Origin of the sequence: Paraburkholderia sp. GAS33, from assembly GCF_050436645.1 — a bacterium.
Classification (GTDB): domain Bacteria; phylum Pseudomonadota; class Gammaproteobacteria; order Burkholderiales; family Burkholderiaceae; genus Paraburkholderia; species Paraburkholderia phenazinium_B.
Genome location: NZ_JBNDMP010000013.1, coordinates 59,999 through 83,419, shown reverse-complemented (window position 1 = coordinate 83,419; position 23,421 = coordinate 59,999). Strand labels below are relative to the sequence as shown.

The window sequence follows — 23,421 nt, the reverse complement described above, 5'->3', positions numbered from 1 at the left end:
GCTGGTTTGGATAGCTCAATTGGCGCGTAAGCGCCCTGACGAGAGCAAATACAGCCTCATTTTCCCGATCACTTACGCAACGGACATGCGATTACCGGAGAAAGTATGAACTGGCTCGACAAGCTATTGCCACCACAGATCAAACAGTCCGTCCCGAAGCGCCGCAAGGCTATTCCGGAAGGCCTGTGGCTTAAGTGCCCGGCATGCGAAGCAGTGCTCTATCGCAGTGATTTCGAAGCAAATCTTCATGTCTGTCCGAAATGCGCTCATCACATGCCCATGGGCGCTCGCAAACGCCTTGACCACTTTCTCGACGTGGAAGGGCGCTATGAGATTGGCCGGGAAATACTGCCGATCGACCCGCTGAAGTTCAGGGACAGCCGCACGTACCCCGATCGCTTGAGTAATGCAATGGAAGAAACAGGCGAGACAGATGCCCTGGTGGTTATGGGCGGCACCGTCCATTCCGTTCCCGTCGTGGTGGCATGCTTCGATTTCGCATTTATGGCCGGTTCAATGGGCTCGGCCGTCGGCGAACGTTTTGTTCGCGGCGTAAGAAATGCGCTTGAGCAGCGCACGCCTTTTATTTGCATTGCCGCCTCTGGCGGCGCACGGATGCAGGAAAGCGTGTATTCGTTGATGCAGATGGCCAAGACGACGGCCATCTTGACGCGATTGGCCGAGGCCGGGCTTCCTTTCGTATCCATACTCACCGATCCGACAACCGGCGGCGTGTCGGCAAGCTTTGCGTTCCTGGGCGACGTGGTGATCGCAGAACCAAAGGCATTGATTGCGTTCACCGGTGCCCGCGTAATCGAACAGTTGGTACATGAGAAGTTACCTGAGGGGTATCAACGCCCAGAGTTTTTGATAACGCGAGGTGCAATCGACATGATTGTGGATCGGCGGCAGATGCGGGAGGAAGTTGCCAGGCTGTTGGCACTGCTTACGGTGCAGTCAGCCGAAGCAGTTGCTTAGCCACAAGATGAATGCAAGCAAGCCTGAAGGACTTATTCAGTCCGGTTCCATAAGACTTGCTTTGCAGAATCACGGGGGAACAGGACCGGTTATGCTCTTGCTGCATGGAGCCGGGAGATCCGCGGCCGATTGGTTGCCAATGGCGCGTCTGTTGGTATCGCATCGGCGTGTAATCGCATTGGACCTGCGCGGCCACGGACTGTCTGAGTCGGGGGAATGGAATGTCGATCTTGTTTTAAGAGACATCCAGACCGTTCTCCAGAGCTATTCGACATCCGACATTTCGATGGTTGGCCATTCGCTCGGGGGAGTCCTGGCATTCCTATACGCATCGAGGTATGGCGGCGTTAGCCACGTCATCGACCTGGACGGATTTGCCCTGCGCGCCGGTGAGTATGTCGGCCTTTCGTGCGAAGAAGCAGCGGCATCTCAGGAGCGAGCGCGAGCCGAATGGGTGCGACCGCAGCCAACCCTGACCGGCAAAGCGGTAGCTAACCTCGAACGACGTGTTGCCGAGATCTACGGCCTTTGCTCGGCCGATAGCTCGGAGATTGTGAGGCGCCGGCTGAATCCGCTTAACAACGATCGATATGCGTTTCGTACGGACGCGGCAACGACACTAGGAATTCGAGCCCTGTACACAGCTTTCCTCAGTGACCACAGCTTCTTCGATTTGGTCCGCACGATTGACGCGCCAAGCCTGATTTTTCGTGCAAATCGGCTAACCCTCCCGCCCGGACTGCCCGAGTGGCACAAGGAGATGCTTCAGGCATACTTTCTCGGGGTTCAGCACCAAACCGAAGAGTTAGTGCAATCGGGTCGGCTCACGCTATCTGTGCGGGAAAGCAGCCATATGATGATGCTGGAGGAGCCCGCTGCATTAGCCGCCGAAATTGCCCAATTTCTCGCAACCAGTTGAGCCGATATTCCTGGCGCATTTGCTCGGGACGCCCTTCTTGAACGTGCGTTTTCGGTGCTTGTGGGGGACCCCAATGAGGCGACTTGGTGCGTTCGCCGTCGGCCCGGGTTCGGCCAGTTTCGGTCAGTCGACGGCGGAGCCCAGATCGTCGACAATGTGCTTCCCTGGCTTTGAGATTACCTTTCACGTCATGCGCAGATTACAGGCGTCGCGCTTCTTTATTGCGGGTGGCTCTGCAGAGCTAGTCTTCATGCTAGACGGTGCGGTCTCGGAGTGGCTCTTCGCGTCGGGATTCTGGAATCGAATCAACTACTCGCTCGGAACGATGTTCGACCAATTCGAAGAGGATGAGGCTGAGCCTGCGGTTCTCGTACGAATTGCGTCAGAGTTAGAGATTTGGGTTGGATCGCTTGAATCGCAGGGCGAAGAAAAGGTGCGCTTCGTTTGCGGTTGGTCCCCTGCTGGAGAAGCCCATACTGTCGAGGTTCAGCGGACGGATCTTATCTCCCAACTGGTCATGCTACGAAGCCTTCTTGCTTCGGCTGCTGCCAACAGAAACGTTCTTGAATTCAGCCTTTGACTGTGCGGCCCGCTATCAAAATGGGCATGGCGTGGCCACTTTGCGACGTTCGACCTCGTAACCTGATTCGTCGACAATCGGGCCGGCAGTGCACTCCGGTAGACTTTGGTTATTGCCAACCTCGCGGCGACAACATGGACACCCAGCTTCTGGTCATATGCGGGCTTACATTCGTAATCCATGTGATCGCGACGCTTGCGTATGCGGTACGGATCGCTGGTGTTCGCACGCGCCGTATCGCCGTATCATTTTCTCTATTCGGGATCATCGCCCTGGTTTCCCGGACGGCAAATTCCTTTCAAGGACCATTCATAGCGAAGCGGGTTGAGCTAGACATTGCTCATCACATGGAGCACGGTCTGCTCGGCGACTTTCGGCTTTTTCTGTTGACCGCCACGGTGGCAAGCACTGTCGGTGCGTTTCTAATTCCCACGTTCCAGCGTTATTTCAGCCGCGCTGTCGATCACTTTCAAGCAAACCGCTCGATCCCTCGCCTGCTGCTCCATATCTTCAGCCGCGGGGGCGTCAGCTACATTCGGCTTGGAGCACGGCTTCCGTCCCGGCATAACGTCACCCAACTGGCAACTGGCGCAGGCGTTTCCTGGAAAGTTATAGGACTGAACGTTATCGCGATGGCGATCTGGACGGCCGGCGTTTTCGCATCGCTTTATGCTGGATACCTGAAGCCCGATTTGCGGGTTACATGCGCGAATCTATCATCAGTTATCAATGGCTTTGCGACCGTGGTATTGGCAGTCGTCATCGATCCGCAAGTCTCAGTGATGACGGACGACGTAATCGAAGGCCGGATTTCGGAAAACAGCTTCCGGCGGGCAATTACAACTCTCGCGGGCGCACGCGTTCTCGGGACACTGTGTGCGCAGGCGGTGCTCGTTCCAGCGGCATTTATCATTGTTCGTATCGCCGAACTCATTTAGCGCGGCGACCAATACTGGAAATCGCGAAGGTCTCTTGCGCGTCGGACCGAGCCACACGTGTCCAGCAGCCAGTTTCGGTTGTTCGACACGATCGCCTGAATCGTTGAGAATCCAGGGTATTTAGGCCCGTCAAGCCTTTCACGTTCATTGACGACCCTCAGAATATGCTTTCAGCTTCCTTCATTGTCCGGGCTGCTATACCGCAAGACGCTGCGGCATGGTGTTCGTTGCGTCGCGTGCTTTGGCAACATGTGAGCGATGACGACCATATCCGCGAAGCTGAACGACTGCTTGCCGACGGGGATCGTTTCGCGACGTTCATGGCGTTTTCTTGCGAAGGTGACCCAGTTGGTTTCGCCGAAGCCACGGTGCGTCACGACTACGTAAACGGTTGTAAAACGTCGCCGGTGCTGTTCCTCGAAGGTATTTACGTCATTCCGGTCGCGCGTCGGCAAGGTATTGCGAAGGCATTGTGTGCCGCTGTTGGTCAATGGGGCTTGGCACACGCTTGCACAGAATTCGCATCCGATACACCGGTCGACAATATCGACGGTCAAGCGCTGCACCGCGCCCTTGGCTTCGATGAAACCGAGCGCGTGGTCTTCTTCCTGAAGCGGCTTATGTAGACCGGTTTGGAAATTCACGAAGACAGCTCAACGGAGATAAGAGCTATGACCTCGAGAAGCATTCGCAGAGCAACCGCGGAGGATGTACCGGTACTTACACAGATCCGGAACGATGCGCACGCAAAGAAGGTAGCTCATGGTGATTATGCGTGGGGTAGGGAAGGAGACGGATTTTCCGAAGGGTGGGTACTAAACAGTATCTCGCGAAGAGAGGTGTATGTTGTCGAGCAAGACGGTGTACCCGTGGGGACGTTCTCTCTGGATTGGAACGATGAACTGTACTGGGGGCGCAAGAACCTATCGCGGGCTATGTGCACGGACTTTCTGTGAGAAAGGGTTTTAACGGTCGTGGACTTGGCAGCTTTGTAATCGATTGGTGCGCTGATTTGGTGAGCGCCTTGGACCGACGTTTTGTTCGGCTTGGGTGCGATGCGAGAAACACGAAGCTATGTGCCTACTATGAGTCGCTTGGTTTCGTCCGGGTAGGTATCGCGCCCACACCCGAGCATGGCGACTATATCGATTCACTGTACGAGAGATCGGCTGACTAACTTTCAATCGGAGCGCCGAGGCTCGCGCATGGCTGACTATACGGCCGAGGCACGCACGAGCAATTGCGGAAGTCCGGGCCAATGACCGCTTTTGAGTTTGTGGAGCGTTCCTTTCGGGTTGGTCCACGCCGCATGTATCACGCGAGCGTCGAGGCGACTGTGAGACACTGCGCCCACGAAAAGAAGTTCACCGTCGCATACATAATCATGCGTATACGTTGTTGAAGGGAGGCACAATGCCAGCATTCGTGCACGTCAATCTACGCGTCATCGACTCCACCAAGCAGGCCGCGCTCGCTCCACGCTTTCAGGCGGCGCTAAAAGAGGCGGGCGGGAAGATTCTACATTTTGGTCCTGTTGCGCAGGTTCTAGAGGGGGATGAGGTGCCGTTGCCGATGGCCGGCGTGTTCGAGTTTCCGACTCTCGCCCAAGCGCTAGCTTTCTACAATTCCGAGAGGTATGCGCCGATCAAAGTCGAACGTCGGGAAGCCCAGCAAGCGCGGATGTTCATAGTCGAAACGCCCTCGTGAGTGACCCTTTCGGAAGGCGCGACGGTCCCAAATGGGTCGGCTCCGGCCGACCGCGTCGGGCGGCAGCCGGCCACAACCGGTCGTTCCACACCGATGCACGAATCGTCGACAATCTCGAACACACAATCAACGACGACGAATGCTTGCCATCGGGTTATTGATTTCCCGAGCGGTAGGTAGTGCCGTCTATGTAAAAAAGTCGACGTCGAGCGGCCGTCATCGAACAAGGCGCCCTTCGGCGGAAAGGGCCGCATTGAATTGCGGGCATGTTGCATCGCGTTAGGGGCCCGAGGTCACCAATGCTCCGTCTATGATGCCGTTGCTAAGTAGAGCTAGCCGCCAGATGGTGAATCCATGTTCGAACCGAGCCTGATAGACGTCCCAGCCTTTGCTGCCGACACCTATGAACTGCAACGATTGCAGTGCACCTAATCGATCTAAACCTTCTCTGAGCCTAGGAAGCTGCGCACGCGTCGCATCGGCCAAGCGCGCGCTCTGTTCTGCATAGTTCGGGTTGCCCGAGGCGAGCCCGTCAATCAATCTCCGAAGGGCCGCTTCACTGCCTGGCGTAGCTGTCTGGTTTTTGATCTTGTCAGCGACAAAAGCATTGATCTCTTGTGCGCTGGCTGCATCGACACGTCGCATTTGCAGCGTGTCCCCGAATTGATGCAAAACCGCTCCCGTGACATGACCATGCTGGTCTACCTCGAAGTTAATCGTGCCTTTGACCGAAGGAGCGTAGATCTGTGTCTCGCTTTCCGAAAAGTTCTCGATCGTTCTTTCACCAGTGAAAGTGGTCATGAGATGCTCACCATCACGGGTAACCGTCAGCACGGATATTTCGTTTACCTTGTAAGTTCCGACGTAGCGATCGAGGATTTCTGGCGCGACATTGATGAATTGATGGTCGTCTGATGGCTGAGTCATGATAGGTGGGCTCACTTGCGCAGCAAAAACTACAAGCGCGGTTGAACTGCATACCAGGAATACTGCGGTTATCAATCGGGGTTTAACAGCTTTGCGAGTCATGATGCGCAACCGTCTTTCCAGGAATGATCGCGATTCAGACATGCCCGCTACCGACCCGATATAGCGCGACTGACGCTCGCCCACTGCGATGAGGGTCTCACCGTAAGTCGCGAAATCGTGTCCTCCCTTCAGTACTCGTGCGTCACAGTCGATCTCGATGGCACATCGAAGTCTTCGCAGTTGCCACCAGAGCGGCAAATTCCACGGCATAAGCACGATCAGGCACAAGGAAATTGCCAGTAACTGAGGGTCGCCCGCGGCGATGTGTGACTTCTCATGTGAGATAACGGCGGACTGCTGAGCAAGGGAGGATTGCGTGAGCCATATCGGAACTACGATGCGCGGTCGGATCAGGCCGACGACTGCCGGTCCGACATTTTCAGAGAGATATACCGGCGTTCCCGCGACCGTGGCTGTTTCCCACTTTCTCTTTCTGGAATGCAGGTTGAGGGCACTTACAAAAAGGAAGAACAACATTGCGAGTGATGCCGCACACCATCCGCGCTTGAGCATTGCATCCACCGTTTCCGCTGTCGACGGAGCCATCGGAACGTCGATCCAGGTGAACGGCGACAAATGCGGGGACGCAACTTGCTGGAGAGCGACGACCTTCTGCGAAACCGCAGAGTCTTGTACCTGCGGTACCTTGATTGATATCGACGACATGGCGGTCGGGATCAACAAAGAGGTAGTGATTGCAATTAACCAATACCACCGGCTTGCAGTCTGACGTCGGCGAGCTAAATGCTCAGCGCAAAGGGCGGCGACCGCAAGGATCAATGACACCGAGACCGCATATGCCATCCACGTCAGCATCATGAACTCTCCTCGCCAGAGCTTTTATCCAGTAACTCCCGCATGCGACGAATCTGGTCCGGTCTCAAGTTCTTTTCAGAGACAAGCTGTGCGAATAGAAGCTCCGTCGACCCCTTGAAAAGCTTGCTCGTCAAATGACGTAGCGCGCTTTTCCGGGCTGCCTGCTGCTTTACTATCGCAAGGTATCGATGACCGCGACCTTCCTCGGTATGCGAAACATATCCCTTGGTCTCAAGCGTGCGAAGGATGGTCAGCACCGTTGTGTAGGCAAGCTCATCGCTTAATGCAACGCGCACCTCTGCCACCACAGAAGGACCCTGCTCCCAAAGTATCTGCATGACGTCGGCCTCGCGGTCGGTCAGGGTGATTTCCACTGGCGGCTCCGTCTACTAAATGTTTAGTTGATACTAGCACGCCAGCTCCACAAGTCAACTATAAATGTAGTTAGTCCCTCCGAGAGTGCTTGTTCTTCCTATCGCACAAAGGCTAATTTTGGGAATGGATCGATTCGATGCTCCAGCCTATGTGGAAGTTCGCTATCGAGAAAGTCGAACGGCCCGCAGTGGTTCAGCATATGTGAAACGCATCGGACAGCACGCAGCCAATTTCGGACCTTGGTTACAACGCCCTACATTGCATTCCGGTCAGCATCGCGCGTCGCCGCATGCTTTCCGCCTCGATGGATAGCCAGTACAGTATGGGAGTATCGCCTCTGACGCTGAGGCGAGGCTCATTGACGCGCCGACGCAACCATTCGTCGCGGTTCGAACAACGCACAGGATTGTTATGCCCGATACTGGCTCCCCGATGCATAACCGTGGTACTGCACCGCAGCTAGATGGCGACGCACGCATTGAGGGGCTGTTGGGGGCGATCAACTCCAACAGTCGTCAGTCCTTGCTGGATTTTTTGCGCGTCCATGTGGCTCTGCCGTCCTCCAGTCCGACGACTATGGACGAATATGCTGACTGGTTTGTCTCTTTCTCTCGTTTATCGCAAGGCATCGTGCTGCGTGAGATCAAGCCGGTAGAGACGAGCGATTTCACTCAGACGGTAGTTGTAGAGGACCGCATTTACTCCGCTACACACGAATTCCATTTGCGCTTTGAGCCGTTTGAGGACGGCAAGATTCTGGAGATTGAGGTCGGCCCGAGTGAGATGCAGTGCATCGCCAGGTCGCAGGCCGATTGTTTGGGACAAGTCCAGGATCTATGCGATCGAGGCGCTCGCGCAGGAGTGTTCTCGGGAACCGTGCTTATCGCACGCGGATCTGAAGTGCTGTTTGAATATGCATGCGGAGCCGCAAACAAGCGGTATGACGTGCCCAACAATCCGGACACTAAATTCAACCTTGGTTCGGCTAACAAAATGTTTACTGCAGTGGCGGTGGCCCAACTGGTGGAACGCGGCCTTCTTAGCTTCACGGATACCGTCGACCAGTACATTGACGACACCTGGCTACCGGCATCGGTGACCCGCCACATCACGATTCATCATCTGCTCTCGCACACCTCGGGGTTGGGTAACTATTTCAACGAGACATTCTTCAGCGGCTCACGTGCCCGGTTTCGTGCCATCGACGACTTCAAGCCACTCGTGCGCGATGACCTTCCCGCCTTTACGCCGGGTGAACGATTCGAATACAGCAATAGCGGAATGCTGCTAGCCGGAGTGATCATCGAGCGGGTGACGGGCATGAGCTACTACGACTATGTTCGCGAAGCGATCTACGCACCGAGCGGTATGCTCGACACGGATTGCTACGACATCGACGCCCCGGTTCCGAATCTCGCGATGGGCTACATCCCGCTTGTCGATCCGCCGGATCGTCGGAGCGCATCTGGTTGGCGCGAGAATATTTTCGAGCATGTCGCCAAGGGTGGGCCAGCTGGCGGTGGCTACTCGACCGTGCGCGATCTACACCGGTTCGCCAACTCGCTTATTTCGGGCGCCCTCGTGGGCCCGGAAATGCGTCAAGCTCTCTGGACCGATTACGCTGGCGTGGGCTATGGCTACGGTTTCAATGTCGAAAAGACGGCATCGGGCACGATGATCGGTCACGGCGGCGGGTTCCCCGGAATCAGCGCGAGTTTCAGGGTAGCCCTGGACACTGGATACGTAGTGATTGTCCTGTCCAACTACGACATGGGTACGTTCGGGCTTGCCCGTTGTATCGAGCACGCTGTTGACCAGATACAGCAGTGAACCGCACTGTGACCTGATATATGCGAGATCTGCGATACGTTGCCGCTTAGGGATCTAGGGCCCAAGGACTGGCGAGGCGCGAATGGCCGCTTTCGGCAAAGATGGGGGCCGCAGCGGGTCGCGTGCAGTCAATCTAAACCCAGCAAGATTCGAGACGTCGATGCCGTTTGGATGAGGCAGTGATCGGCAAGGCCGACCACTGTATACTACTTCCAGTAGGCATCTAGTGTCCCTTACCCGTCCGAAAGCGGACATCGCAACGATCAGTTGCGGGACCAGTTCAGCAGCGACGTGCTCTTGCGCGCGACCAATGTCGCCGTGAATCTTGCCTGTGAATCATCGCTGCCGAAACGGCATTACCGCTGAACGGGCTTGATAATGCAGCGCTTTCGCGACATCACCGGCTGTTACGATGCCGCCATCGAAGAATGGGAGGACACCGTGCGAGCGCATGGTCAAATGCTGTATCCATTTCAAGTGCACCACGTCCATGTATGCGTGGCCGACACGGGTCCGGTTGCGGCGAGCATGATGGCATGATACGTCTGCGCGACCGCTGGAAGGCTTTCGCCCGCCGTATCATCTGCGCGCTTTTCGATCGTCCGCCGGAAACGGCAACAATGGACATGCCGCGTCATATCGTCGTGTTGCGCTGGGATGCAAAATTGGGCGACACGATCGTGTCCTCGCCGTTCTATCGCGAGATCCGCCATTTACCTAATGCCCGCGTGACAGTTGTTACGGTCGCGGCGCTGGCTGTGATGCACGAGCGGGACTTCGGCGTGAACCGCGCAATCGTTACGCGCGCGCGGCCCGGTGTCCTGGATCTCCTGCGTGTGCTGCGACAGCTGAATCAGGATGGCCCAGTCGATGCCGTCGTGCATCTCGTGGGACGCATGCCGCCACGCGAAATCGTCTTTCTACGGTTGCTCAGGGCCGCGCGCGTCTACTCGCTCGATACCTCGCTGAGACTGGTCTCGCACAAGCACCAGGCGAGCGACCACTCATGGCGCTTTGGCGATCACTATCTGCAGGTCTTGCGAGATCTCGGCGTGCCGAACCCGCGTGCGGACTATATCGTGCCAATGATCGCGAACCGAGGCGCAACCGGGCTTGATATTCTGTTCAATCCGTACGGCAGTCGAGTTGACAAGAGCCTGAGCGCCGATAAGGCCGTCGAATTGCTGCACGCGCTTGCGGATGCTTATCCGCGAGCCAAAATCGGCATTCTCAGTGCACGCTCTACGCGCGCCGCTGCCGCGCGACTCGAGCAGCGGGTAAACCGGGCCGGGGTGCGGAGCCTCGCGCACATCGATACGCCCGCGCATGCGGCGGCAGCCGTGAGTGCGTCGCGTATCGTCGTGAGCGTCGATACGGCCATCGTCCATATGGCGGTGGGGCTGCGCAAGCGCTTGATCGCCATTTATGCGGATACGGGCGCAATCCCGAATCCCTGGTTGCCGCCGACGACGGCCGAGCATCGCGTCGTGCTGAGCCGGCACAAACTGGCGAACTACGCACGGACGGGCATCAAAGACATGAACCAGTTTCCCGTCGCTGAAGTCATTGATGCAACGCGCAGTCTTTACGACGCGAACACGGTCGTCGTGGAGGGCGAGATTGTCAGTGGACTGGGCGCGGCGAGAGGCACCCTGGAACGTCAGCTTCCGATGATCAGCGCGGGCTTTCCCGCTGTGTCGGGCTGCTTTCGCGGCACGCTCAATGTGATGCTGGTGCGTCCACTATGGGTGGTGCGCCCGGATCACCGCACGGCGCCGCTCGCGTGGACGCCGAGCGGAAGGACGCGTGAAGTGTTCGATTTGCTTCGCGTCCAACTGGAGCTGATTGCATCGCGTAGGTACTTCGAAACCTGGCTTTACGTCGCTCATGGATCGCCGCATCGCCGCACGCCTGAACTCCACGAACTGATCGCGGGAAACATCGAGTTGAACGGCGAGACCCGCTGCGCCCTGACTATCTGCGCTGGCGCCGTCAGCTTCACCGGGCCGGGTGACGCGCAAGGCCGTTCAGACGGTGCACCGAGCGATCAACGCCTCCGCCCGTTCCGTCCAGAAAGCCCGATCCGGTTCGATGTGCAGAAATAGCTTGGCAAGCAGGCTGCCCTCATCAAGAAACTGTGCCACTGACGGAAGCGGTGAACGCGTGCGTGTGAAATACGTGTTGTACAGCTTGAGCATATCGACGCTCGGTGATACGAGAAATTCGCTTACGTCGAGATCGCGACGCATCATGACATCGCAGGTGGTGAAGTTGTACAGCGGCCGATAGCCGGGATCGAAGCTGTGCGCGGGTATTGTCATGCAGCGCTCCGGTGCCGTTGCGATCAACGCCTTGATGCGGCCAGGGTCGCCCCAGCGATGTGCCCGCTGGCACAGCGCTTCGGCAACTGCTTGCCCGAGCAGCGCGTTGCCAGGGAGCGAGCCGAACAACGCTTCGCTCGCCCAGTGCAGCTTCGCGCTCAGGCCATGTGGAAAGAGCGTCGCGGTGGGATCGCGCAGCAGTATAGTGTCCGCATCGATCCATGCGCCGCCATGCCGATGCACGAACGCCATCCGAATGAAATCACTCTTCGCGACGATGTTGCGGATTCCGTGGTTCATCTCGAAGTCGAGTGGCTCGAAGCACCACGCTTTCGACAGATATGCCGTGCCGATCCAGTCGGTTAGGGTTTGCGGCGTGAGCAGCAGGAGCGTATCACCCAGGCTGCGCTGCATCGACACGATAGCGAGCGCGACATACGGCGGCATGACGGTTCCTGGCGCGGTTTCCCAATAGCTCACGTAGCGCAGGCTGCCCGCATCGGCGGCTCTGCGCGGGCTCATCGCGCGATCACCATGCCGTCAGGGCTCAGGTAATCGTGTTCGGTCAGCCAGGCGCGCAGCATCGACAGTGACTCTCGACAATCGTCCTGCCGCAGGAATTCGTTGCCGAGCGCAGCAACGTAGAGGCTCAGCCAGGATGCGGCGGGTACGCGCGACAGGAAGTCCGCGAACGCGGTATGGTTCCCGCTTGCAAAAACCAGCCGAAGCGTCCGCAGAATCGGCGTGAAATCACGCGCGGAAAGCAGGTTGGCCAAGGTGGCGTCGAGTCCGCCCGTGATGTCCAGCGTATTCAGACGCTCCTCGATGCTTGCATCGGCTAGTGCCAGAGTGGGGTCGACGGCGACGGGATAGATCGCGTGAAACGACTTGGCGCCGTTGCGCATGGATTCGGCGAATACCTTGTCGGCTGTCGAACCGGTGATCAGCACATCGTCGCCGAAAATGACATGCACCGCCGACCACCGATAGAAATTGGCGGCCGGAATGACATGATCCTGCACGAGATTCACCCGCTCCCGCTCCTCGTTGCTAAGCGACGCATAGTTCTCGCACGGCGGCGCGATGCGCGGAAGCTTGACGTTGATGATCGTCGGCAGACCCCGATGCGCGAGCTTCACGTTGATATGTTTGACCACGATGTCGTACAGCACATTTGCCGTCGACGGCACGTTGCGCCAGCCAGTGGTCATCATGACGACGCTGTCGCCATTGGCATTCGCATCATGGAAGAGGCGCGCCCAGTGACTCTCCGAGTGGTCCAGTTCCCGGCTCAAATGCTCGATGACCTGCGCCGCGAGATAACGGATATCGTCGATGCTGCCGTATTTCGAGCGACTGTAGATGCGCGCCAGGGCGGTCGCGTTTGCACCGCTCTCCATATCGCGGAAGATGCCGTCGCGCTGCGTGAGGCAGTGCAACGCGTGGCCGCCGAACACCGACACATAGTCGCGCATTGAGATTTCGCCCCTTCCGAGCAACGCGGCAGCTCTGGAGCGCATGCCACCGGCAACGTCCTCGTGACGCGGCGAGCGCAGTGCCTCATGAAAGCCGGGTGACGTCATGATGTGGATGCCGTGAGCAACGCCACGTCGACATCAATACGCCGGTGCTGTTCGAAGTAGCTGACCGTGCGCAGGCCGAGCGGCACAAGCGCATCGAGCATGGCATGCACGCCCGCGCCGACATCCTCGGGCGCGTGGGCGTCCGAGCCGATGGTGAACGCCGCGCCGGCATCGATTAGCATCGGCAGTAGCGCGCGGGACGGGTACGACCACCTGGTATCGACCTCGTGGCCGAGAGCCGTGTCTAGCATCGTCTTGCGCAGACCCGAAGCGTTGAGCTCGAACGCAATGCCGTGACGCGCGAAGGTCGCCGCGAGCGGTTCCATCCAGCGGCAGACGATCGGTTCGGGGACGCCGCGTACGAGCGTGTCGGCGTGGCCGACGGCATCGAACAATCCGCATTCCAGCAACTCGCACAGCGATGCAAAGTAGTGTGCCAGCACGGCGGGATGATTTAGGCGGTCGAGTTCCCAGACCTTGACCGTGTCGTCAGCGCCTAGCGGAACGTAGTGGATTGAACCGATCGCGAAATCGAGATCGTAGGTCGCCTGCATCCGCTCGATGTAACCGCACGATCCCGGCAGATAGTCGAATTCGAGCCCGCGAAGAATCCTGATGTCTCCTCGATAGGTTGACCGGGCGCTCTCGATGTCCTCGAAATAGGCGTCGAGTTCACTTTCAAGCAGGCGATTGCGACTATCGATATGGAACGGCGCGTGGTCTGTCAGCGTGAGAATGTCGATGCCTCGGGCAATAGCCGATCTTACAACTTCATCGACGCTTCCGACTGCATGCTTCGAATAGGACGTGTGTGTGTGGGAGTCGATCTTCACGGTGCGATCATCCTGTCCAGCATGCCGTCGTGTCCCGCCATCGCCTTGACTACCCAATACGGATTGTTGACCCGATTCAGGATCGACTGCGCCCGTTCATCGTCCTGCAACCGAGTGACGAGATCCATGAACGGCTTCGTGTAAAGCGTGCGGATCAACGGGGAGTCGGCCACGCGTTGCGAGAGCTGTTGCCATGAGAACGGGTCGGTATGAATATTGCCAAGCCGCTCGCTCTCGATTCCGTAGAAAAAGACATCGCCGTTCGGCTTGACGGTGACATCCATGCCGTTGTCCAAAGGCGCTTTGTTGAGGCTTCCAAGTGTGAAGCGCTTCAGTACTTTCTCTTCGATAGCGCAGACGTACTGTTGCAAGTTGAGGTAACCTGACGGCGCATCGGTGGCGGGAAGAACGAGGTTCTTGTACTCGACACTGAAGCGCATCTCACCAACCACAAGTTGATCTTCTAGCATGCTTTGCCGCACGATACTCGCATCGAGGCCGTGACGCGCGAGTTCATCGACGAGATACAGTCCAGTGAAAGCGCGGTCCGTATCGACTGAGCGGAACGAGAACGTCAGCCCGGCAGGCTTATGCTCGCGAAGAAAGCTAATGCTAAAGCCATGTGGTCGATGCTTGATGCGTTCGATATGGTGCGAATCGGAACTCAGGCGAATATTACAGGTGTCGTTCTTCGAAGCGACGAGCGCGCTGGTCGCTTCATAGAACGTCTGCAGTCGGTCGTGTGGAAGGAAGCCGCTTGTGATGAATTCGAACGCCTTGTTGCCGCGCGAGAGGCTAAGTATCTGATGGAAAGTCTCGATATTGTTCAACGGCTCACCCTCGCCGCTGACGGAAATGCGCTTGACCTCCGGCGAGTTAATGAGCGACGTGAGGTTCTCCGCGGCCTGGTGCGAAAGCGTCATTTTTATGCCGGATTTGTGCTTGTCCGCATACATGCAAAACGGACAGCCGATGCCGCAAATTTGCGTGATATCGATGTAGAGAAGATGGCCCTTCATATTCATTCTTTACGACCTGTTATGTGCTAAGTCCATTCTGCCCAGCATACTGCTCATGTCGTTGTCTTATCGACAAGCGAATGCGAATCTTGAGGCTGATCGGCTCCTAGCGAAGCGCGTCGGTATGTTCGAGCCTCGTAAAAAACGGCAAACTCTGCGCTCGCGATGTGCAACCGCCGGTCAAGCGTCGACTCTTTGAGTCGATGCTCTCGTTTGTACATGCTCGCACATTACTCGGCGTATACAACTGACGAGTCAGCAATGTTTGGCTAGCCGGCTTGGTCAACGCGACTATTACCCGCTTCTTAGGAGAATCCAGCTATCCTGAAGTATGCGGCGAATCTGTTAAGAAAAACTAAAGTATCTTTCGGCAATGCCGATGTCCGGCTAGTTAGATACAGGCTAGACAGATTCCAGATAGCTGGAATAGTAAGGGCGCTGCGAGCTCACCCCAGCGGCAAGCGCGCGCTCTTTGAACAAAAAAATGCAGGATCGTCGGCATGGACGACCAAAGAGGCTCGCACGCGATGTCGATCATGCCGGGCTGATGTCGTTGCTGTCATAGCGGCACTTGCTGTTGTTGATATGGAATGTTGAGGTCCAACGCCTGGATCTGGATGGATTGCGGGTGGATGATATGCGTAAAAATCCTCTTGTTTTTTACGGGGTCCTTATCCGGAAAATCCGCGTAGCGATCGTTGCTGATAACGTAGGCATGCTCGTCGAATTCGGCAGCAGCGAGAACGGCGGGGTCGGCCTTGTCGCGGCGGGACATGACCTCCACTCTAACATTCGGAAATAACGCACGTAGGTCACTATCGTTCATTTTTGTCTGCCTTCTGATGCCCGGGTCAAACCACAATTCAACTGTATAGTCTTCGCATAGACGTGCTACTAGCGCTTTCAATGGCTCAACGCCGACAAAACTCCTTTTCCCACCACTCGTCGTGGCGTAGCAAAGATTGCTGCCGTCCAGGATCAGCCTCGCGATCTCTTTGTCCAAAACGCGAATGATGTCTTCCAGGCGGTGTTCGAGCTTTTCAACGTTACGCTCAAGCTTGCGGAGTGTAGATTTGGCTTCTCGCATAACGTTGCCAGGGCTTCCGTTGCCGGAACCGAAGCGGGTTTCACAATCTTGATGAATCTGTGCCCGCTCCCTAGCGGTCTGGGCAGCGCCGAGGTTCCGTTGCAGAGTTTCGGCAATGGCCATGTCTGATTTGATAATGCGGATTTCCTGCTGTGCCTTGCCATACTCTCGAGCTACTTCGCCTGCGGTTGCCTCCCAGCGCTCGCTAGCTTTGCGGGCGTGATCCATGCCGGCTTGGGTCTGCTGCAACTTGGTGCCCAGGTGAGGAAGAATCGCTAGGGTTTCGAGGGGATCGAAACCTCTGTAGCGCTCTAGATCGGCCGCTACTCTGCGGTGGCTAGTTTCTTTTTCGACGAGTTCCGCGGTGAGTGTCGATTGTTCGTTCCGCAATTTGTCGGCGCGAGTCTTCAGGGCTGTCACCTGCCGGGTGGCAACGCTTCGTTCGCTAGACATGTAGAAGCGGCCGAAAATCCCTGGCTTAGCTGCCTTGCATGCAGTAGCCAGTTGTGCCGAGGTGGATTGAAGTGCCTTATCGATCTCGCCGAGCCGCTCGTGCGTCGCGTGTATCTCTCGTTTCAGCTGGGACCAGATGGAGTGGGCTCGATTGATGTCGAACTTCTCGAACCACCCGAGCTTCTCCCGAGTGCTGAGAATTTCATTGACTAGCAGTTTTTCCTCGCGCTCTAAGGACGTGAGTCGAATCGCGTGATGGTTGTGGTACACGGTATCGATCCTTTAATTTCGTACAAAACGTTCGACAAGATGCGTTTAGTTGAGGATGAGGCGGTTAGGAAGTCCTTTGTGCTGCTCGTTTGCCGGCAACGTAGGCAGCTTTCGCCGACAATTGGATCGCAAGCGTCGTTACTGCACCTGCCAAGAAGCAAATGGCATTGACTAGCAGGAACTCGAGCGGAGAAATCGTATGTCTCATGGAATCGCATCCTAAAATTGGCTTTGCAGAAAATTAGACGGGTGACGACAGGCCTGTGATCAAACGCGCTCCACATTTGCTGCAAAAGTTGCTGCCGGAAACGAGCGGCGTGTGGCAGTCTGGGCAGGCTGATGTGAGTGACATCTTTTGCCTCATGTAGCCAATTTGAATCACGCACGGTACGGTTACGCGATAGGCGGGGCTGGCCAGGTCGAACGCGGTCCAGATGCCGGTAATCGCCCAACCGAGAGGGCCGGCGAGCACTGCCAGCCCCCTGCCGAGCGTAGATGATCCGGCGGCCAATATAACGCCGCGGCCAACCAAGCTGCTCATCGTTGCGCTGGCGACAAGTGTGGCGAGCCTATATGAGGCTATTCCTGACCCACCAAGTGTGGCAATCAACGCCGCGAGGGCCGCGGGGCCCATTCCGACCCGGTAGGGGACACCCATTGACTGGAATAAGGTCGCTTTGTCCTGATCACTCATACGGCTGAGCGATTGCTCCAGTACCTTCCCGATGACAGCCATTTCCATTGCGGCGCAATCGATGCCTGAGGTTTTCGGTGCGCCCGTGTGATCCATGACGTCGGAAGCTATCTCAAGGTAGCGTACGCCCTTCCCGCCGCGCACGAAGTTCATCATTGAGTTACCACCGAAGCGCGAAAGTTCTTCGGCGATCAGTGCGCGTGCAAGTTCATCTGGTCCGCTGACTTTCGCCGCAGCTAACTGTCGCGTCACTGCATTAGAAACAGCGACCCTACCGCTACCGTTATCCGTAATGACGTCGATGAGCAATCCAATATCATCGTCACTCGCGTTAAGGAGGACGTCGGCAAGGTCGGGGTCTTCAATGATTGGCATACAGCAATTCCTCGGAAAAACCGGCGTTAATCGTCGTTACTTGGACTATGTGGTGTCGTCCGGCTAACCATCGCACTGGCTACCGCGGTCAGCAACTGCCGGATCGGGCCGGCCTGGGCGTGACGGAGCATCAAGGCGTCAAACTTGAGGCAACTGCGTCGTCGCCATTCGTCCCTCGCGTTCACTCGTTCGACCTCGGGGGATGCGCCCACGCCTTTGGGTCTCGCATCGGGATGGACCTTGCAAACGCGCAACACTTTTTCTATCGGATTCTTCGCAGTCGATTGGTCTTCTGGCTGCAAGAGGGTCGCTGCAGTCAGGTAGTCCGCGCTGTCACCGATTGCGAGCGCAATTTCGGCCCAGTCTTGGGGGCGCATTAGCAAGAAAGCCGGCGGGATTCCGAGGGCATCGGCAATGCGACTGACGGTGCGAAGGTCCGGATTGGCATGAGCGCCGCCGGAGCGCGGTCTCTTTAACGCACGAAGCGTACTGCGAGCAATGCCAGTCCTGCGTTGCATGCTCGCCGATGACAATGGACCAGGCAAACCGCTGTCACGCTGCTTGCCCCCAACGGCGAGCATTGCCGTGAGGTTTTCGCTGAAATATTGCCCGAGGGTCTTAGGGCTGTTCGTTGAATTCGTGATTTCCATGGACATCTTCCGGCGTCTTGATTGATGAACGATACCGGTTGATCGATGGAATGGAAATATAAAATGGAGCATAGACACTCCAGATCAACGAAAAGTGGAGCGCTTATACTCCACTTTTCGTCATTGCTTGTGTTGAGAATGGGATTTGCGCTAACAGTCCATTCTGATCGGCGTTTGCTTAAACAATTGTTTCCGGTCGAGCGCTTGCATTCAGTAATCGTCACACACCAAGATCGTCGTCGCGGAGCGGTCTGCTTCGGTAACGACTTGGATGACTGAGCCGGTAAGCAGTACGTAGCGTGAAACGATGCGCAGCTCAAGCAGCACCGCGAGTTCATTCTGCAGGCAGTCACGCTCACCCAGGTCACCCCAGTCACCGTGAATGTGGCGCGCGAGCACTAAGATGTCTGGCACTTTCGCGAGTTCCAGTGCCGCTGTGGCAGCTGGGGTGACGGTGGGTCTGCCCGTTTTGAACCGGACGCTGCTATGGGTATCGTTTGTCTGCATGATGTTTCCAGTGAGGTTACGGTTTGCCGGGACGAAATGCCGGCGACCGAAAGAGGAATTGGTTTGGATAAGACGATGAGTAAAAAGCTGATCGGACTGCGTCAGTAGTCGTCGGGCAAAAGCACTGTCGTGACCGAGCGGTCCCATTCCGTGATGACCCAGACCTTCGTGCGGTCGGGCATCGTGTAGACAGACAGGACACGCAGGCCAGAGGCGACGCACAGATCGTTCTGCTGCCAGTCCTCAGGGCACACGTCGCCCCAGTCGCCGCAGATGTGGCGAAGCAGCAAAGCCATCGGCGGGATGCCGTTGTGGTTCAGTGAAGCGAGTGCGCCTGGCGTCGCGACAATGCGCCCCGGCCTGATGCGCGGCTGGAGCGGAAAAAAGGATGGATGGTTCAAGTAGAGGGTCTCCAGAAAGCGGACGTGGGTAGGCCTCCGGAAGATCCGGATGCATTTCACGTCGGAAGGGGAAAAATCACGAAGGACGCAGACGCGCCCTGTTACCGCTGCGTGGCTGACTCAAGGACTTGCCGACGCAGGACTGTGGCTCTGGCCTGGGAGCAGCGAAGGTGACGACGGATGCCGGAAACCGTCGGGTGCAGATGCCCGGCTTCGATGTCGCGGACCAGCCTCGCGACTTCGGCATCGACGGGCGTGACCGTGGTGACCGCTGGCGGGCTGGTGCCGGCCGCGGGAGTATCGGCGGTGACTGGCCCCATCACGACGGGGTGATCTGCTGCGTCCGCCACATTCGATTGAAACACCAGATACCAGAGCAGGCAGGCCATGCCTTCGAGTACGGCGGCAAAGGCAAGTCCGGCAAACAGGTCAAGGCGGGCCGCTGGCAATGGCAGGACCGTGGCGAGTCGCGCGATGACCGGATCGTCACGCAGCGCTTCGTTTCGCGCGGCATCCCGGTCAGCGCTGGCTTCCTGCCGGTGTAGTTCGCCGGCTTCGGCATCGAGCGCATCGAGCTTCGCGGCGAGCGAGACCTGCCGGACCCGCAACGCCGGACAGTCGTGCGCACAGCGCTGTGCGTCCGCGACCGCCCGTTGACGCGTGACGAGTGCCCGTTCCGCCATGACTGTCGCGAGACTACGTCGCGGGAGAGCCGTGACCACGGTCGGTCCTGCCCGTGCTTCGCCTGCGTGCAACTGCGAAAGCAGGAAGAACGTCGCGTGACCATAGGACGCTCCGGCCATACACGCAATCCACAGTAGGACTCCAACGCAGCGTACAGTTGTCGGCGCTGTGCGACAGAGTGACGGCAACAGGTGTGCGCCGACAACCAGCACGACTCCGGTTGCGATCCACACCAGCCGCTCGGCAAGCCACCCGCCGCGCTGCCAGCCGGCGATCACCGACATGCAGATGGCCGTACCGGTTGCTCCGGCTGCCAGCGCGAGTACACCGTATCGGACCGGCCTCATGCTGCGGCATCGCCAACCCGTGCAGCGCGGCGATCCAGCTTCTCGCGCAGGGTCGGCTGCGGGGTCTGGGTTGCTGACCCGGTGCCTTCCGCCTGGCTGCCCGCGTCTCCGCTGCCGGCATCCGGATAGAACTCCTCGACGACCGCCGACCCGTCCTCGATACTTTCTTCGAAGGCGCCGTTGCCGAATCCGTTGCGCGCCGCCGTATCGAGCGCAGTTTGATCGAAGCCTGCCGCCCGGCGACGTGCATCCAGTTCGTGCGCCTGTCCGATCGCGTCTTCCAGCGTGCTGCCGCTTCTTACCCCCAGATCAACGTAGTAGATCGCCGACCGGTAGCTCTGTGTGGTGGACTTGCCGCGCAGTTTCAGTTCCAGGGGCAGGCAGGCGAGCAGATTGCCCGACACCGCGCTGAAATAATGAAGCCGTGCGGCGAGCGTACGGATCGAGTTGTAGGAGGTCGTGCGGAAGATGAACGAACCGAGTTCGTCGTCCTCGCCGATCACCACGTTCAGCCGCCCATATGGCTTGCAGTTTCCGGCCTGTCCGAACGCACAGCCGTCCGGTGAAGGACAGGTCAGGTTCTCGATGCCGCTATCAGCAGCGCGCCTGCATGTTTCGCCGTTGCCGACACAGACAGGGCGCCCCGTGTCACGATCAAACAGCGAATACTCGGCCCGCAGGTTCAGGTCGGGATCGTTGAACAGGAACCGGACGGGAATCGAGCGCAGCTTGCCACTGGTCATCTTGCGCAACGATTCGTTGAGGGGATGCAGCATCCAGCCGTCGCGATTCTGGATCTGCGTGGTGATAGTGAACTGGTCGTCCTTCTCCGGCAGACGCTTGCCGTTCTTCTCGACCAGACGGCCAATGGAAATCCGCCCGATAACTGGCGGCGTAATGGCGAGACCTTTGAGCATGACTGTTTTCTCCAGGTGTCAGATGGAAATCAGATGGAAACGAGAAACCGGCGTGAGCCGGGTTTCGTGATGGCGTATTGCTGCTGCAGTTCGGGGTGCTCGGAAAGCAGTCGTTTCAGATCGACGCCATCCGAGTCCTTGCTGCGTTTGAACGAGACTTCGCCCGTCTCGAAGAGGGCGCGGGACGCGCTGCCCATGGCTTGCTGGATGGTCTGCTTCAGCCTTGACTCCAGCTCCGTGCGCGTTTCGATCTCGGCCCGGACCGAAACCAGATCGGAGAAGACCGCCGACAGGCGCGGGTCGCCCGTAAAGTCCACCGACACGCCCGCGCTGCCCGGATAAAGGTGCCGTAGTGCACGGTCGGCAGATTCGGAACCGTCCGCAGGAGGTGGCGTGTCGCTGGTCACGTACTGCCAGAACTGTGCTTCGAGCGGAATGAGCCGGGCGATCAGTTCGTCGTCACGCTCGATACGGTGCACTGCCAGTTGCTGGCCGCATAGCAGCACGGCGACGTCGGCAGCGCGCTTGCCCGTGACAGCTAACTGATGCTGGACCTGAAGCTGCACGTATTCCGGCACGCCGTCGCGCCATAACCGTGCGCCGAACTCGCCGGCGGTCTTGCATTCCAGAATCTGCACGCCCGGTACACCGACGATCTCGCGATCGAGATTCGCCAGCATGAAGGGAATCGTGGGATGCTGGAGGACGGCGTTGACCTTGCGTACCCGGTTGCCGGTCTGCTGCGTGTAGGCCGCGGCAACAATGGGTTCGAGCAGCGTGCCCCAGTACACGGGTTCCGTGGTGTCATGCGGGTCGGGCTTCGCCAGCCCGGCATCGCGCCCGGTCTTGTCGAGCCACAGTTCAAGCGTGCTCATGTACGGATTGAGTCCTACGGCGGCAGCCGCATCCGAGCCGCCGATGCCGGTCCTGCGCACCGCCAGCCAGTCGTCACGGCTTAAGCCCTGTGTGGGGACCAGCCGAAGCGCGGGAGGTCGCCTGCCGCCTGGCCCGTCTGCAGTAAGGTGTGTCATGTGAGATCCTCCTGACGGCAAAACACCCGGTGAGCGCAGGCTCGACCGGGCGTCTTATGACGTTGGGTGAAGAGGGCAGGGACGGTTCAGACGACGAGCTTCAGCGCTTCGTCCCATGCCTTCTGTTTGAGAGTCGCGCCGTGGCCGAACCACGCCGCATCGCGCCGGTGATCATCGCTGCGGGCACGACGCTGGTGATCGACGAATTCGGTCACGCTGTTGAGCAGCCCCCACGCGGTACCGTCTGCGGAGGGCAGATTTGCGCCCTTGCCGTGCCCGGAAAACAGCGCCTGCACGGCCCTGATCGCGCTGTCGTTGGTGGTGGCGGCCGCGCGGTCCGAAGCATTGGCTGTTGGGTAAGTCAGTACGCGCCTGAAAAACGCGTCGGCAGATTCGGCCGTCACCTTGCGTTCCGACAGTGCCTTCATGCGCACCATGAAGCCGTCCCACGACGAGATTGCGATGCCGAGCTGGCGCTTGACAGCCTGTGCATCGAACTGGCTTCGATGAGGTACCTTCACGGCACTCGTGCTGTCACCGAGTGCGATGGCAAGCGTGTTGTTGCAGACCACACGCACCGAGGTGAACTGCGCTGTTGTCGCCAGCGTGCCATCACAGGCCGTGGCGAGCAGCAGATAGCCGTTGACCTTGTCGCGACCCTTGAGGGACACGCTTTGTCCCGTGCGGGCGAGTGCCCACAGCTTCTTGCCCTCCTTGAGTACGCCTGCCGTTTCCAGTTCGAACCCGCCGACCTCGGTTAAGTCCCGATAGAACTCGAGAATTTCCGCAGGCTGGACGACCTGATAACGGCTCGATACGACGGAGAGGGGCGCTTTGGTATCCGAACGGTACAGCACCTTCTGCTCGGGAAACGCGTGAATGGAACCGAGGCCTGTCGTGCCAGCGACGAAGCGTACTTCGGATTCCTCGATCGTCCAGGCCATACCGGCCTGTTGTGCCCAGACTTCGAGCGGCTGGTTGCTGGCAAGCTGATTGCCAAGGCCGTGCCATGGCGTTTCGTTGACGTAGGCCATCGACTGAACGAGATGCATGGGGTACTCCCTTGAGATGGAAAAG

The 23,421-nt window shown here is 58.1% G+C and carries 24 protein-coding genes; 9 read left to right on the top strand and 15 right to left on the bottom strand.

What is annotated here, in order from left to right; genetic code table 11:
- The first annotated feature begins 105 nt into the window (after nucleotides 1–105).
- The 7 genes from accD to P3T24_RS31025 all read left to right on the top strand — a co-directional run bounded on the left by accD (nucleotide 106) and on the right by P3T24_RS31025 (nucleotide 5,122).
- Nucleotides 106–978, top strand: a complete 873-nt coding sequence (gene accD, locus P3T24_RS31055; protein ID WP_429440517.1) for an acetyl-CoA carboxylase, carboxyltransferase subunit beta — start codon at nucleotides 106–108, stop codon at nucleotides 976–978.
- Between the two features lie 91 nt (nucleotides 979–1,069).
- Nucleotides 1,070–1,897: an alpha/beta fold hydrolase gene (locus P3T24_RS31050; protein ID WP_429440515.1), complete on the top strand. Its 828-nt coding sequence runs from the start codon at nucleotides 1,070–1,072 to the stop codon at nucleotides 1,895–1,897.
- A 154-nt stretch (nucleotides 1,898–2,051) separates the two neighbouring features.
- Entirely contained in the window at nucleotides 2,052–2,477 is a 426-nt protein-coding gene (locus tag P3T24_RS31045) for a hypothetical protein (protein ID WP_429440513.1), read from the top strand.
- A gap of 134 nt (nucleotides 2,478–2,611) precedes the next feature.
- Complete coding sequence (locus P3T24_RS31040) at nucleotides 2,612–3,415, top strand: lipid II flippase Amj family protein (protein WP_429440511.1); 804 nt, start codon at nucleotides 2,612–2,614, stop codon at nucleotides 3,413–3,415.
- Nucleotides 3,416–3,579: 164 nt separating this feature from the next.
- The gene (aac(6'), locus tag P3T24_RS31035) at nucleotides 3,580–4,041 is read left to right on the top strand and encodes an aminoglycoside 6'-N-acetyltransferase (RefSeq protein ID WP_429440509.1); all 462 of its coding nucleotides are present in this window, start codon (nucleotides 3,580–3,582) and stop codon (nucleotides 4,039–4,041) included.
- Nucleotides 4,042–4,352: 311 nt separating this feature from the next.
- Nucleotides 4,353–4,592 (top strand): GNAT family N-acetyltransferase, encoded by a 240-nt coding sequence (locus P3T24_RS31030; protein ID WP_429440507.1) that lies wholly within the window; start codon nucleotides 4,353–4,355, stop codon nucleotides 4,590–4,592.
- 236 nt (nucleotides 4,593–4,828) lie between these two features.
- Entirely contained in the window at nucleotides 4,829–5,122 is a 294-nt protein-coding gene (locus P3T24_RS31025) for a DUF1330 domain-containing protein (protein ID WP_074267283.1), read from the top strand.
- A gap of 279 nt (nucleotides 5,123–5,401) precedes the next feature.
- Here the strand turns inward: P3T24_RS31025 and P3T24_RS31020 are convergent, their stop codons facing one another.
- Nucleotides 5,402–6,970 carry a M56 family metallopeptidase gene (locus P3T24_RS31020; RefSeq protein WP_429440505.1) on the bottom strand — a complete coding sequence of 523 codons (1,569 nt, stop codon included), beginning with the start codon at nucleotides 6,968–6,970 and terminating at the stop codon, nucleotides 5,402–5,404.
- A complete protein-coding gene (locus tag P3T24_RS31015) occupies nucleotides 6,967–7,341 on the bottom strand; it encodes a BlaI/MecI/CopY family transcriptional regulator (RefSeq protein ID WP_123384672.1) in 375 nt (124 codons plus the stop codon). The genes P3T24_RS31020 and P3T24_RS31015 overlap by 4 nt, the downstream gene beginning before the upstream one ends.
- Nucleotides 7,342–7,753: 412 nt before the next feature.
- Here P3T24_RS31015 and P3T24_RS31010 point away from each other — a divergent pair, with 412 nt between their 5' ends.
- The gene (locus P3T24_RS31010; RefSeq protein ID WP_429440502.1) at nucleotides 7,754–9,172 is read left to right on the top strand and encodes a serine hydrolase domain-containing protein; all 1,419 of its coding nucleotides are present in this window, start codon (nucleotides 7,754–7,756) and stop codon (nucleotides 9,170–9,172) included.
- Between the two features lie 536 nt (nucleotides 9,173–9,708).
- The gene (locus tag P3T24_RS31005) at nucleotides 9,709–11,277 is read left to right on the top strand and encodes a glycosyltransferase family 9 protein (RefSeq protein WP_429440500.1); all 1,569 of its coding nucleotides are present in this window, start codon (nucleotides 9,709–9,711) and stop codon (nucleotides 11,275–11,277) included.
- Here P3T24_RS31005 and P3T24_RS31000 read toward each other — a convergent pair.
- The 13 genes from P3T24_RS31000 to P3T24_RS30940 all read right to left on the bottom strand — a co-directional run bounded on the left by P3T24_RS31000 (nucleotide 11,200) and on the right by P3T24_RS30940 (nucleotide 23,396).
- On the bottom strand, nucleotides 11,200–12,015 hold the full coding sequence (locus P3T24_RS31000) for a glycosyltransferase (RefSeq protein ID WP_429440499.1): 816 nt from the start codon (nucleotides 12,013–12,015) through the stop codon (nucleotides 11,200–11,202). The two genes, P3T24_RS31005 and P3T24_RS31000, sit on opposite strands and share 78 nt — an antisense overlap.
- Nucleotides 12,012–13,076 (bottom strand): hypothetical protein, encoded by a 1,065-nt coding sequence (locus tag P3T24_RS30995; protein ID WP_429440497.1) that lies wholly within the window; start codon nucleotides 13,074–13,076, stop codon nucleotides 12,012–12,014. Before P3T24_RS30995 ends, P3T24_RS31000 begins: the two co-directional genes overlap by 4 nt.
- Nucleotides 13,073–13,909, bottom strand: a complete 837-nt coding sequence (locus P3T24_RS30990; protein WP_429440495.1) for a histidinol-phosphatase — start codon at nucleotides 13,907–13,909, stop codon at nucleotides 13,073–13,075. The genes P3T24_RS30995 and P3T24_RS30990 overlap by 4 nt, the downstream gene beginning before the upstream one ends.
- Nucleotides 13,906–14,928, bottom strand: a complete 1,023-nt coding sequence (locus P3T24_RS30985; RefSeq protein ID WP_429440493.1) for a hypothetical protein — start codon at nucleotides 14,926–14,928, stop codon at nucleotides 13,906–13,908. Before P3T24_RS30985 ends, P3T24_RS30990 begins: the two co-directional genes overlap by 4 nt.
- A 559-nt stretch (nucleotides 14,929–15,487) precedes the next feature.
- Nucleotides 15,488–16,738, bottom strand: a complete 1,251-nt coding sequence (locus P3T24_RS30980) for a hypothetical protein (protein WP_429440491.1) — start codon at nucleotides 16,736–16,738, stop codon at nucleotides 15,488–15,490.
- A gap of 241 nt (nucleotides 16,739–16,979) precedes the next feature.
- Complete coding sequence (locus P3T24_RS30975) at nucleotides 16,980–17,807, bottom strand: zinc-ribbon domain-containing protein (protein ID WP_429440489.1); 828 nt, start codon at nucleotides 17,805–17,807, stop codon at nucleotides 16,980–16,982.
- Between the two features lie 26 nt (nucleotides 17,808–17,833).
- Nucleotides 17,834–18,457 (bottom strand): helix-turn-helix domain-containing protein, encoded by a 624-nt coding sequence (locus P3T24_RS30970; RefSeq protein ID WP_429440487.1) that lies wholly within the window; start codon nucleotides 18,455–18,457, stop codon nucleotides 17,834–17,836.
- A gap of 210 nt (nucleotides 18,458–18,667) precedes the next feature.
- Nucleotides 18,668–18,964, bottom strand: coding sequence for a hypothetical protein (locus P3T24_RS30965; RefSeq protein ID WP_429440485.1), 297 nt, complete (start codon nucleotides 18,962–18,964; stop codon nucleotides 18,668–18,670).
- Between the two features lie 101 nt (nucleotides 18,965–19,065).
- On the bottom strand, nucleotides 19,066–19,365 hold the full coding sequence (locus P3T24_RS30960) for a hypothetical protein (RefSeq protein WP_429440483.1): 300 nt from the start codon (nucleotides 19,363–19,365) through the stop codon (nucleotides 19,066–19,068).
- Nucleotides 19,366–19,466: 101 nt separating this feature from the next.
- Nucleotides 19,467–20,396: a hypothetical protein gene (locus tag P3T24_RS30955; RefSeq protein ID WP_429440481.1), complete on the bottom strand. Its 930-nt coding sequence runs from the start codon at nucleotides 20,394–20,396 to the stop codon at nucleotides 19,467–19,469.
- Nucleotides 20,393–21,313 carry a phage capsid protein gene (locus tag P3T24_RS30950; RefSeq protein WP_429440479.1) on the bottom strand — a complete coding sequence of 307 codons (921 nt, stop codon included), beginning with the start codon at nucleotides 21,311–21,313 and terminating at the stop codon, nucleotides 20,393–20,395. Before P3T24_RS30950 ends, P3T24_RS30955 begins: the two co-directional genes overlap by 4 nt.
- Before the next feature lie 29 nt (nucleotides 21,314–21,342).
- A complete protein-coding gene (locus tag P3T24_RS30945) occupies nucleotides 21,343–22,344 on the bottom strand; it encodes a YqaJ viral recombinase family protein (RefSeq protein WP_429440477.1) in 1,002 nt (333 codons plus the stop codon).
- 86 nt (nucleotides 22,345–22,430) lie between these two features.
- On the bottom strand, nucleotides 22,431–23,396 hold the full coding sequence (locus tag P3T24_RS30940) for a DUF932 domain-containing protein (RefSeq protein ID WP_429440475.1): 966 nt from the start codon (nucleotides 23,394–23,396) through the stop codon (nucleotides 22,431–22,433).
- Between the last annotated feature and the right edge of the window lie 25 nt (nucleotides 23,397–23,421).

Excerpts from the sequence above, each read along its gene's own strand:
- accD (WP_429440517.1), top strand. The coding sequence starts at position 106 with ATGAACTGGCTCGACAAGCTATTGCCACCACAGATCAAACAGTCCGTC.
- P3T24_RS31050 (WP_429440515.1), top strand. The coding sequence starts at position 1,070 with ATGCTCTTGCTGCATGGAGCCGGGAGATCCGCGGCCGATTGGTTGCCA.
- P3T24_RS31045 (WP_429440513.1), top strand. The coding sequence starts at position 2,052 with ATGTGCTTCCCTGGCTTTGAGATTACCTTTCACGTCATGCGCAGATTA.
- P3T24_RS31040 (WP_429440511.1), top strand. The coding sequence starts at position 2,612 with ATGGACACCCAGCTTCTGGTCATATGCGGGCTTACATTCGTAATCCAT.
- P3T24_RS31025 (WP_074267283.1), top strand. The coding sequence starts at position 4,829 with ATGCCAGCATTCGTGCACGTCAATCTACGCGTCATCGACTCCACCAAG.
- P3T24_RS31020 (WP_429440505.1), bottom strand. The coding sequence starts at position 6,970 with ATGATGCTGACGTGGATGGCATATGCGGTCTCGGTGTCATTGATCCTT.
- P3T24_RS31010 (WP_429440502.1), top strand. The coding sequence starts at position 7,754 with ATGCCCGATACTGGCTCCCCGATGCATAACCGTGGTACTGCACCGCAG.
- P3T24_RS31005 (WP_429440500.1), top strand. The coding sequence starts at position 9,709 with ATGATACGTCTGCGCGACCGCTGGAAGGCTTTCGCCCGCCGTATCATC.
- P3T24_RS31000 (WP_429440499.1), bottom strand. The coding sequence starts at position 12,015 with ATGAGCCCGCGCAGAGCCGCCGATGCGGGCAGCCTGCGCTACGTGAGC.
- P3T24_RS30995 (WP_429440497.1), bottom strand. The coding sequence starts at position 13,076 with ATGACGTCACCCGGCTTTCATGAGGCACTGCGCTCGCCGCGTCACGAG.
- P3T24_RS30985 (WP_429440493.1), bottom strand. The coding sequence starts at position 14,928 with ATGAAGGGCCATCTTCTCTACATCGATATCACGCAAATTTGCGGCATC.
- P3T24_RS30975 (WP_429440489.1), bottom strand. The coding sequence starts at position 17,807 with ATGCCAATCATTGAAGACCCCGACCTTGCCGACGTCCTCCTTAACGCG.
- P3T24_RS30970 (WP_429440487.1), bottom strand. The coding sequence starts at position 18,457 with ATGGAAATCACGAATTCAACGAACAGCCCTAAGACCCTCGGGCAATAT.
- P3T24_RS30965 (WP_429440485.1), bottom strand. The coding sequence starts at position 18,964 with ATGCAGACAAACGATACCCATAGCAGCGTCCGGTTCAAAACGGGCAGA.
- P3T24_RS30955 (WP_429440481.1), bottom strand. The coding sequence starts at position 20,396 with ATGAGGCCGGTCCGATACGGTGTACTCGCGCTGGCAGCCGGAGCAACC.
- P3T24_RS30950 (WP_429440479.1), bottom strand. The coding sequence starts at position 21,313 with ATGCTCAAAGGTCTCGCCATTACGCCGCCAGTTATCGGGCGGATTTCC.
- P3T24_RS30945 (WP_429440477.1), bottom strand. The coding sequence starts at position 22,344 with ATGACACACCTTACTGCAGACGGGCCAGGCGGCAGGCGACCTCCCGCG.
- P3T24_RS30940 (WP_429440475.1), bottom strand. The coding sequence starts at position 23,396 with ATGCATCTCGTTCAGTCGATGGCCTACGTCAACGAAACGCCATGGCAC.